This window comes from Anaerovibrio sp., from assembly GCF_051866355.1.
Classification (GTDB): Bacteria; Bacillota; Negativicutes; order Selenomonadales; family Selenomonadaceae; genus Anaerovibrio.
The window spans coordinates 1-9,772 of the sequence record NZ_JBJDWZ010000146.1; the positions used below are offsets into that span (position 1 = coordinate 1).

At 50.9% G+C, this 9,772-nt stretch carries 9 protein-coding genes; 8 read left to right on the top strand and 1 reads right to left on the bottom strand.

Annotation, left to right across the window (positions count from 1 at the left end; all coding sequences use genetic code 11):
- Nucleotides 1–112: 112 nt before the first annotated feature.
- The 3 genes from ACI3UA_RS07795 to lepB all read left to right on the top strand — a co-directional run bounded on the left by ACI3UA_RS07795 (nucleotide 113) and on the right by lepB (nucleotide 1,707).
- Complete coding sequence (locus ACI3UA_RS07795) at nucleotides 113–556, top strand: hypothetical protein (protein WP_439724249.1); 444 nt, start codon at nucleotides 113–115, stop codon at nucleotides 554–556.
- Between the two features lie 142 nt (nucleotides 557–698).
- Entirely contained in the window at nucleotides 699–1,040 is a 342-nt protein-coding gene (gene rplS / locus ACI3UA_RS07800) for a 50S ribosomal protein L19 (protein WP_439724250.1), read from the top strand.
- A 145-nt stretch (nucleotides 1,041–1,185) separates the two neighbouring features.
- Nucleotides 1,186–1,707 (top strand): signal peptidase I, encoded by a 522-nt coding sequence (gene lepB, locus ACI3UA_RS07805; protein ID WP_439724251.1) that lies wholly within the window; start codon nucleotides 1,186–1,188, stop codon nucleotides 1,705–1,707.
- 88 nt (nucleotides 1,708–1,795) lie between these two features.
- On the opposite strand, the gene ACI3UA_RS07810 is transcribed toward lepB, so the two are convergent.
- On the bottom strand, nucleotides 1,796–3,007 hold the full coding sequence (locus ACI3UA_RS07810) for a MalY/PatB family protein (RefSeq protein WP_439724252.1): 1,212 nt from the start codon (nucleotides 3,005–3,007) through the stop codon (nucleotides 1,796–1,798).
- Between the two features lie 324 nt (nucleotides 3,008–3,331).
- Here ACI3UA_RS07810 and ACI3UA_RS07815 point away from each other — a divergent pair, with 324 nt between their 5' ends.
- From ACI3UA_RS07815 to ACI3UA_RS07835, 5 genes are all read left to right on the top strand, one after another.
- Nucleotides 3,332–4,762, top strand: a complete 1,431-nt coding sequence (locus ACI3UA_RS07815; RefSeq protein WP_439724253.1) for an HD domain-containing phosphohydrolase — start codon at nucleotides 3,332–3,334, stop codon at nucleotides 4,760–4,762.
- A 6-nt stretch (nucleotides 4,763–4,768) separates the two neighbouring features.
- Nucleotides 4,769–5,140 (top strand): response regulator, encoded by a 372-nt coding sequence (locus tag ACI3UA_RS07820; RefSeq protein ID WP_439724254.1) that lies wholly within the window; start codon nucleotides 4,769–4,771, stop codon nucleotides 5,138–5,140.
- Between the two features lie 51 nt (nucleotides 5,141–5,191).
- Nucleotides 5,192–7,474: an ATP-binding protein gene (locus ACI3UA_RS07825; protein WP_439724257.1), complete on the top strand. Its 2,283-nt coding sequence runs from the start codon at nucleotides 5,192–5,194 to the stop codon at nucleotides 7,472–7,474.
- A 130-nt stretch (nucleotides 7,475–7,604) separates the two neighbouring features.
- A complete protein-coding gene (locus ACI3UA_RS07830; protein WP_439724255.1) occupies nucleotides 7,605–8,795 on the top strand; it encodes an FIST N-terminal domain-containing protein in 1,191 nt (396 codons plus the stop codon).
- Between the two features lie 11 nt (nucleotides 8,796–8,806).
- Complete coding sequence (locus ACI3UA_RS07835) at nucleotides 8,807–9,712, top strand: LysR family transcriptional regulator (RefSeq protein ID WP_439724256.1); 906 nt, start codon at nucleotides 8,807–8,809, stop codon at nucleotides 9,710–9,712.
- Nucleotides 9,713–9,772: the final 60 nt, after the last annotated feature.

The window sequence follows — 9,772 nt, forward strand, 5'->3', positions numbered from 1 at the left end:
CGAGAATCGTTTTGGAGTTTGGCGAAATTTAAGCATCCGACACATCAGATAAGCTTTCACACAGCGAGGGCATTGACAGCTTTGACATTTCTGAAGGGACGTGAAGTACGAGATGAAGAATGACAGTGCATTATTTTTTACATGTAGTGTAATAGAGTATATAGGCAGAAAGCAGAAACAAAGACGGTCAGAGGTAGTGCTGTTGTTAGGCAAGGTTGCCATTAAGAGAATTTATGATTATGCGGATGTATTTCATTGTGAGCCAATAGAAAAGGTGGCAGATGAATTTATTGCCAGGTATAATGTGCAGACAGGGGATTTTGATAATGTGAGTGTGTGCAGGTATGAGGTGCCCGATTATTGGACAATAGGTGAAGTATACCAGAGGCTTATTGAGGATATTGCAAATGAAAATAAAATGAATGTGGTGGATGGGATAATGGAAATTTACCAGTCATGGCTGGATGGTGCGATTTCTAATTACAACACGGATTTTTATTATCAGTCGCGGGAGTACATTTATGAGTGTTACAGGGCGGGAAAAATTTGTGCCTGATATGATAGGATATAGGCAGAAAATCGCTTGACAGGGCTTTTTTCTCTGTGGTATTATATTGAGGTATTTGGGCGGTCCTCTGATCAAGGCCATATTAGAATTTAACACTTGACACGAACGTCCGTAAAGAGGAGGAAACAAAATGAACATTATTCAGGAATTAGAGAAAGAGCAGCTCAGAAGCGATATCCCGGCTTTTCAGCAGGGTGACACCGTAAACTGCCTGGTAAAGGTAGTCGAGGGTTCCCGCGAGCGTATCCAGGCTTTCGAGGGTATCGTAATCGCACGTTCCGGCTCCGGTGTGCGTGAGACCTTCACCGTTCGCAAGATTTCCTGCGGTATCGGTGTAGAGCGTACCTTCCCGGTACACTCCCCGCGTCTGGAGAAGATTGAGGTTAAGCGCCGTGGTGTAGTTCGCCGTGCAAAGCTGTATTACATCCGTAACCTCACTGGTAAGGCTGCTCGTATCCGCGAGAAGCGTTAATTCCGGTAATTGTAGAGGCTGCCTTATTGGTCAGCCTCTATTTTTCGTTATGGGAAGTTTATGAAAAATACCTGATAATATTGCGGTATTGTGTTATTATATAATACGACGATAATGTGAAACATTGGAATGCAGAGGTGTTGATATGGATAATTTAGGGGAAGAAATCAAGGACTGGGTTATTTCGATTGTCATTGCTGTTGTGCTGGCAATGGTTATCCGTAATTTTATTGTGGAGCCTTATCTGGTGGATGGCCCGTCCATGCGGCCTACGCTGGAAAACCAGCAGCGCCTGATTGTCAATAGATTTATCTATCATCTTCGCGAGCCGGAGAAGGGTGAAATCCTCATCTTCAAGTACCCGAAGGATCAGAGCCGTGACTTTATCAAGCGGGTGATTGCCGTGCCGGGGGATACCATAGAAATCAAGGATGGCAACGTGTTTGTCAATGATGAGCTGCAGACGGAGAACTACATTCTCAGCAAATGCCGGGGGGATTATCCGAAGGTTACAATCCCGCCGGGGCATATCTTTGTGATGGGGGATAACCGCAACAATTCGGAAGACAGCCGTTTTCCTGATGTGGGCTTTGTTCCTTTTGATTTAATCAAGGGCAAGGCGATGGTGGTATTCTGGCCGCTGGCTGATATGAAAACCCTGCCGTAAAATATATTTGCATATTGCATAGGAAAAGCCTGAAAACTGACGATTTGGCAGTCAGATTTCAGGCTTTTAGTTTTGCTTTTCTTGAGCCCTACATTGCCTTAAAGGCGGCGGCAAGGGATTTCAGGCCCTTTTCCAGAGTTGTCCACGGGCAGGCGATATTCATGCGCTGGAAGCCGGAGCCATCCGCCCCGAAGATATGGCCGCTGTCCAGCCAGAGGCCGGCCTTGTGAATGATGATGTCATCCAGCTGTTCGTCCGTCAGGCCGAAGGCGCGGAAATCCAGCCATAAAAGGTATGTGCCCTCCGGCTCAACAAGCCGTACCTTTGGCAGTTCTTGGTGCAGGAATTCCTTTGTGCGCTGATAGTTCCTTTCCAGATAGAGGCGAAGCACCTCCAGCCACTTTTCGCCGTGGGTGTACGCGGCATGGCAGGCAAACAGCCCCAGCGCGTTGGGATGGCCGTAGCCGGCGGCGCTGACTTCCCGGCGGAAGCGGCGGCGCAGGAGGGAATCCCTGATGAAGATGTTGGAAACCTGCAGTCCAGCCAGATTGAAGGTCTTGCTAGGGGCCGTGCAGGTAATGGTATGGCGGGCAATCTCTTCCGAGAGGCCGGCCAGTACGGTGTGAGTGATGCCGGGACGGGTGAATTCGTGGTGGATTTCGTCAGCCACAATCAGCACATCGTGCTTCAGGCAGATGTCGGCCAGCCGTAGCAGCTCCTGCCTGCTCCACACCCTGCCCACAGGGTTGTGGGGACTGCACAGGATAAACAGCTTTGCCCTGCCCTCTACGATTTTTTTCTCAAAATCAGCAAAGTCAATATGGTAGCGTCCTTCGCTGCAGACCAGGGAACTGTTTATCAGCCTGCGTCCATTTGCTTTGATGACTTCGGAAAAAGGATAGTACACGGGCTGCTGGATGATTACGCCGTCGTCAGGCTCTGTAAAAGCCCTGACTGCGGCGGCCAGGGCGAAGACTACGCCCGGCGTAATGACAAGCTCCTCACTGCTGACCTGCCAGCCGTGATGCCTGCTGAACCACGCGGCCAGGGCGGCATGGTACTCCGGCCAGGGCGCCGTATAGCCGAAAATGCCATGGGCGGTTCTTTTGGCCAGCTCATCCAGCACCTGCGGCGGGGCCTGAAAATCCATGTCCGCTATCCAGAAGGGCTGGATGCTGTCCGGGTAGCCGCGCCCTGCCGCAGAATCGTACTTCAGGCAGCCGGTATTGCGGCGGTCGATTACTGCGTCAAAGGTGTCCAAAGACACATCCTTCCGGGGAATGCCAGTATTCTGCTTCATAAAATATGCCTCCTTTTTTACAATATTTTTCGATGTTCGGTATGTTCATTGTGACAGCCTGCCTGCCAGTCTGTCAAGGAAATTTTTCTAAAACATAGTAAAAAAATATGTTAAATATATTATAGGGGAGCTGTCAATATTTTGTCAACCCCTGCCTAAGCGGGACAGCAGGCAAAATCTGTTATTTGCAAAAACATGCTTGAATCTCCGATAGATATAGGTTATTATAATAAATAGGTGATTTGTAAGTAGTTATAAATAATTCAAAACAATATACACTAAGCATTATGACAGTTTTTCAGGTTTTTTTGGATGGTGATTAGCATGGATAAGGAGAAACAGGGATTTGCCAATGCAGAGCTTCTGGCCAGGCTGGATTTTTTGAATCTGGAGCTGGGGCTGGAGCGCTGTATGGATGATGAGGATTTTTATCTGGATATTCTGGCTTCCTTTGTGGAGGAAAATCAGCTGGATGCCTTGAAGGCTATGTATCTGGAAAATAACTGGCCAAAGTACCGCATCAAGGCTCATACGCTGAAAAGCTCTGCAGCCTATATCGGGGCGGAAGAGCTTTCGGCCTGGGCAAAGCAGGTCGAGATGGCCGCCAAGGACGGGGATGAGGAATTTATCCATCGCAATCATTATCATTTTATTGCTTACTATGAGGGCGTCCTGCGGCAGATTGACAGTGCCATGTCCCTGAGAAATCAGGGCAGCGGCAGTCAGCTGGAGCGGATGAAGATTCTGGTAGTGGATTCGGACAAGGCGTGCCAGAACAGTATCAAGCAGGCATTCCGGGATCAGTTTCAGGTGGATGCCGTGGATAGCAGTGAGCAGATGTTTGCCCACCTTCACGGCGGGGAACTGCCGGACATGATTTTGCTGGACATCAGCGATGCGGGGCAGGACAATCACGAGGCTTTGCGGGAGCTGAAGAGAAACGAGGCCTTTATGGATATTCCCGTGGCGATTATGGTGTCCGAGCACACCCACGAATCCATGCTGCAGGGCATTTCGGAGGGAGCCTCCGAGTATCTGGTAAAGCCGTTGCGCATGGAGATTGTCATGATGCGCATCAACCGCATGCTGCAGCTGTCCAGGCTGCAGACCAATCTCCAGCATGAGGTATACATGAGAACCAAGGCGGACAAGGAGAAGAACCAGCGCATAGCGACCCTTCTCGATCAGGTGGTGGATGCACTGGGCCGCACCATTGATGCCAAGGATAAATACACCAAGGGCCACTCCGAGCGTGTAGCCAGGTATGCGGTGATGATTGCCAGCAAGCTGGGCTGTGATGAGGAACAGATTACTTCCATAAAGTATGCCGCCCTATTGCACGATATAGGAAAAATCGGCATTCCGGATGAGATTATCAACAAGCCTGACAGGCTGACGGAGAAGGAGTACGCCATCGTCAAGGCGCATCCTGTGCTGGGGGCGGAGATCCTGCAGGGGATTACCGCGGTGCCGGGGGTTTATGAGGCGGCCCGCTGGCATCACGAGCGGTATGACGGGATGGGCTATCCTGACGGCAAGCGTGGGATGGATATTCCCGATATCGTCAGGATTATCAGCGTGGCTGACGCCTATGATTCCATGACCTCGATTCGCGCCTACCGTCAGCGGATGACCCAGGCCATGGTGCGCGCTGAAATAGAGAAGGGCATGGGGACGCAGTTTGACCCGATTTTTGCCAATGTCATGCTCGATATTATTGATGGGGACAAGGATTTTGAGCTTAGGGAGCAGTGATGGATTATGGATATGAAAAAAGTGCTTGTAGTGGATGATAGTACAATCAATCTGAAGATGGCGGACAGGGTGCTGAAAGAAAAAGAGGACTGCAGGCCTGTGCTGGTGCCGTCAGGGGAGCGGGCCTTCAAATTTTTGGAGAAAAACAGGCCGGAGCTGATTCTTCTGGACATTATGATGCCGGAGATGGATGGCTTCGAGGTGCTGGAAAAACTGCGGGAAAATCCTGCTACGGCAGATATTCCGGTTGTATTCCTGACGGCGGATGATGAGCCGTCCACCAGGGAGCGGGCAGAGGCCGCCGGGGTAAAGGATATCGTGATGAAGCCCTTTGACAAGGCGGAGCTTCTGGAGGTAGTGACCGGCTATATCGGTTAAATGATTTTTATGGGATAGGCAGATTGAGCGGGAGGGCTGAGTGTGAGTGAAATGGATGCAGTGATTGCCCAGGAGCGGGAAAATGAGCTGAAAAATCTGAAATTGGAGCTGAAAAAGGCCAATCGTGAGGTGAAACGCCTGCAAAAGGAGAATAATATTCTTTCCGTGATGAATGAGCAGGCTATTAAATTCCGTGAATTCAGCGAAAAGACCAGGGGACAGCAGGTGTTTTATAATGCCATGCTGTTGCAGAATTCGCCGAATATATCCATCATGCTGGATACCGGACTGAACACGGTTATGGCTACGGCACCATATTATCAGCGCTCCTCCCTTACGCCGGAGCAGATTAATCATGGCGTGCCTGTCATTGATGTGTTTGATGGGCTGATTGACCGCATCGGGCGGCGTCATCTGGAAGCCATGTGCGTGGAGGCCAGGGACGAGGGCAAAAATATCCAGTACATGGACAAGATGGTTGTGCATGGCGTGGAGGAAACCTTTGATATCTACATCCGCCCTGCCATCAATGACCAGAAGGAAATTGCCGGGGTCATGATCATCATGGTGGATATTACGGATATTATCACTGCCAAGGAGCGGGCTGAGAGCGCAGACAGGGCCAAGACCAGCTTTTTGGCCAACATGTCCCACGAGATACGCACGCCGATGAATGCAATTAACGGCATGTCGGAGTTTATTATCCGGGATACGACGGATTCGTTTGCCAGGGAAAATGCCATCATGATAAAGAACGCTTCGGCTTCCCTGCTGACCATCATCAATGATATTCTGGACTTTTCCAAGATTGAGGCGGGCAAGATGGACCTGATAAACATGCCTTTCCAGATGTCCTCGATTATCATTGATGTTTCCACCATGATAAATGTGCGCCTCAAGGGGAAAAAGGTCAGTCTGGTGCTGGAGGTGGATGAGAATATCCCGTACACCATGATTGGCGATGAAATCAGGATTAAGCAGGTCATGGTGAATCTCCTGAATAATGCGGTGAAGTTTACGGAGGAGGGAACCATCACCCTGCGCCTGACCTATGAAAAGCTGGGGGATGGCAGGAGCGTAAGGCTTTACGGCAGTGTGGAGGACACCGGTATCGGCATCAAGCCGAAGGATCTGGTCAAGCTGTTTTCCAGCTTTGAGCAGGTGGATACCAAGAGAAACCGTTCCGTGGAGGGCACCGGCCTTGGGCTGGCCATCAGCCGCAAGCTGTGTGAATCCATGGGCGGTTCCATTACGGTGGATAGCGTATATGGCAAGGGCAGTACCTTTTCCTGGACCATGGTCAACGAGGTGGAGGACTGGCGGCCTATGGGCAGGGTCAATCACGCGGAAAGTTCCGGGCAGGACAAGCTGTTTCAGTATACCTTTACCACGGAGAACGTCAAGGTGCTGGTGGTGGATGATAACAAGGTCAATCTCAAGGTGGCAGAGGGCATGCTGACGCCGTACAAGGTGCAGGTCTATACGGCGGAGAGCGCTATGGAGGCGTTGAACATATTGAACAAGGAGCTTTTCGACATCATCTTTATGGATCATATGATGCCGGTGATGGATGGCGTGGAGGCTCTTTACAAGCTGCGGGAGATTCCGGAGCAGAGGAACAGCGTGGTGATTGCCCTGACCGCCAACGCTATCAGCGGCGTGCGTGAGCAGTATCTGGAATATGGATTCCAGGGCTTTCTGCCGAAGCCGCTGGAGGCCAAGGCGCTGGATGCCTGCCTGCAGAAGTTTATAGATTCCAGCAAGCTTGTGCTGCTGGATAAGCCGTTTACCACCCGGATGGATGATGTGGACAAGGATATTCTTCGTCAGGTGTATACAGACGGCAGAAAGAAAATCCGCCTTTTGGGCGAGCTGGCCGAGAAAAAGGATTTGAAGAACTATACCATCGAGGTGCATGCCCTGAAGAGCGTAGCGGCCCTGATAGGGCAGAATGAGCTGTCCACTATGGCCAAGGCCCATGAAAAGGCCGGCAAGCAGGGTGACTACGAGTATATCATCAAGAATCTGGATAAGCTGCTGGCAAAATACAGCGCGGTGCTGGCCTTTATCAGCGACCGTTTCGTGGATGAGCTTATGAAGCATCAGAACGACAGCCAGCTGGAGGAGGCTTCCCGTCAGGAGCTGGAGGACACCATCGGCAAGATGAATGAGGCGCTGGGTGACTACGATCTGGATGGCTTTGGCAGTTTGCTGAAAAAGATGTCCAAATTCAAGGTGACGGAGGAACAGCGTCAGCTTCTGGAGCAGATGAAGACGGCGGGGAATGATTTTGATTATGATGCCCTTGAAAAGTTGATTGCTCAGTGGAAGTAGCCTGCCAGTCCCGTTGCCGCCGTGCCTTCCGTCAGCTTTTGGCTGTCAGGATGGCTATCGATGTTTGCGGCTGTGGCGGGATTTCTATGCGGCCGGTTGGGGACTATAGATATAATGTGGAGTGAGAGCGATGAAGTCAGTAGCGTTATTTACTGATGAAATAGATGATTTGGATGTAGCAATAGATGAGCTGGTATCGCAGTTTGGGGATTTCAGGCTGGAGGCGCATAGCGCCGGACTGCTTTTTGCCCATCCTGATACGGATTTGCAGGAGCTGGCAGACAGGCTGCAGGACAGGTTCGGCCTGCCGATTATCGGCACCACGGCCGTGGCTATGTTCACGATGGAGGGGTTCAAGAAAGAGGGAATTTCCCTGCAGATTCTTACCTCGGCAGACTGCGGCTTTCATGTGGGCTGTACCGATGAGCTGACGCCGGATAATGCCAGGAGGGAAATAACGGCCCTGTACAACAGGCTGACTGCCGGTGTGGATGATGATGATGTGAAGCTGGTGCTGGCCTACGGCAATCCTACCCTTGATATGATGGGGGAGGATTTTGTGGACACGCTGGATGAGCTGAGCAAGGGAACCGCCGTTTATGGCGGGCAGGCCTCTGACAGCTTTGTGATGGATGATTGCCGCGTGGTCTGCGGCAGCCAGGTCAGGCAGTATGCCCTGGCCCTGATTGTGGTTACGGGCAGGGCAAAGAAGATTATCCACTATGGCTTTAATGTGGCCAGCACTCTGGATTATGAGGGCACTGTTACAGAGCTGCAGGGAAACATGGTCATGAAGCTGGACGGGGTGCCGCTGGCCGAGGCTATCGCTCAGGCCGGTATCAGCATCAACACGGATATCAATGTCTGCGATTATGTGAGTACGCCTTTCCGCATCCGCTATCGGACGGAGGATGGTGAGGAAATAGAGATGATGCGCCAGCTGGCCTTTGTGGATAAAGAAACCGGCGGTGGCATGTTTTTGGGCAAGGTGCCTCTTGGTGCCAACGTACAGATTGGCATTATCAGCAAGGAGGACATCCACGATTCGGTGGAGGCTGTGGCCAGGGATGCCCTGTCAGAGGTCAGGCAGAATCCGGATTACGGCTTTTCTACGGTTATCATTACCTCCTGCGCTTCCCGTCTGATGAGCTATGCCAACGATATTGAGCTGGAAGCTCAGGGGTATGTGCACATGATACCGGAGGGCATGAGCATGTCAGGCTTTTATTCCTTTGGCGAGATATGTCCGGGACGCACGGCGGGCAGTCACAGGGAAAAGAATGCCTTCCACAATACTACCTTTACGATGCTTGTGATGTAGGAGGTGGCAGGATGGATTTCAGGCAGTTGGAGTATTTCTGCACATTGAGCAGATTGAAGAATTTTACGAGAACGGCGGAGGAACTGCATGTTTCCCAGCCTTCTGTCACCAAGGCGATAAAGTCACTGGAAACGGAGCTGAAGCTGACCCTGATTGACAGGCGGCAGAAGCATGTGACCCTTACCAATGAGGGCAAGGCTTTTCTACTGCATGCGGAGCAGATTATGAAGTCGGTGGAGGATACCTATCGTGATATGGAGCGGTTTCAGCTGGAGAAGCAGGGAACTGTGCATTTCGGGATTCCGCCTATGGTGGAGGCTTACCTTTTTCCTGATTTGTTCACCAGCTTCAAGGCCATGTATCCTGACATGAATCTGGATGTCAAGGAGTATGGCGATTCTACGGAGGTTATGGAGAAGGCGGATGCCGGGGAGCTGGACTTTGGCATTATTTTTTCCAGCGGCGCCGAGGAGGTAAGCAACCGTCTGCTGATTATGACGGATAACATGAGCCTGTGCGTCAGTCCGGAGCTGCCCCTTTCCCGCAGGGATGAAATCAGCTTTGATGATTTGAAGAATGAGCATTTTATTATGCAGCAGTCCAATACTTATCAGTATCAGCATGTATATGAGCGCTGTGTGGAGCGCGGGTATATACCGGATATCCTGCTGTGCACCACCCAGCTCAAGACCATCAAGCAGCTGGTTGGCAATCGTCTGGGGATTTCTGTGCTGCCGGATTTTGTTACCAATGAGGAAACGATTTTTGTCAGGCGTCAGCTGACGCCGCCGCTCAAGGTGAATATCTGCCTCTACTGGGGCAGGGATAAGCAGCTGAGTGACATGGATAGAAGATTTTTGGATTTTATCAAGCATTATATCGCTACCGAGGAATTCAGAAGCCATTTTCACAAGTAGCCTATGGGGGTATGAAGGAGTGTGCAGTGCTGTGTAATCATGCTTTGTATGGATAGCATG

What these genes read in the sequence shown, in the direction of transcription:
- ACI3UA_RS07835 (WP_439724256.1), top strand. Translation starts at nt 8,807, where the DNA reads ATGGATTTCAGGCAGTTGGAGTATTTCTGCACATTGAGCAGATTGAAG.
- ACI3UA_RS07830 (WP_439724255.1), top strand. Translation starts at nt 7,605, where the DNA reads ATGAAGTCAGTAGCGTTATTTACTGATGAAATAGATGATTTGGATGTA.
- ACI3UA_RS07810 (WP_439724252.1), bottom strand. Translation starts at nt 3,007, where the DNA reads ATGAAGCAGAATACTGGCATTCCCCGGAAGGATGTGTCTTTGGACACC.
- ACI3UA_RS07815 (WP_439724253.1), top strand. Translation starts at nt 3,332, where the DNA reads ATGGATAAGGAGAAACAGGGATTTGCCAATGCAGAGCTTCTGGCCAGG.
- ACI3UA_RS07795 (WP_439724249.1), top strand. Translation starts at nt 113, where the DNA reads ATGAAGAATGACAGTGCATTATTTTTTACATGTAGTGTAATAGAGTAT.
- ACI3UA_RS07820 (WP_439724254.1), top strand. Translation starts at nt 4,769, where the DNA reads ATGGATATGAAAAAAGTGCTTGTAGTGGATGATAGTACAATCAATCTG.
- rplS (WP_439724250.1), top strand. Translation starts at nt 699, where the DNA reads ATGAACATTATTCAGGAATTAGAGAAAGAGCAGCTCAGAAGCGATATC.
- ACI3UA_RS07825 (WP_439724257.1), top strand. Translation starts at nt 5,192, where the DNA reads ATGGATGCAGTGATTGCCCAGGAGCGGGAAAATGAGCTGAAAAATCTG.
- lepB (WP_439724251.1), top strand. Translation starts at nt 1,186, where the DNA reads ATGGATAATTTAGGGGAAGAAATCAAGGACTGGGTTATTTCGATTGTC.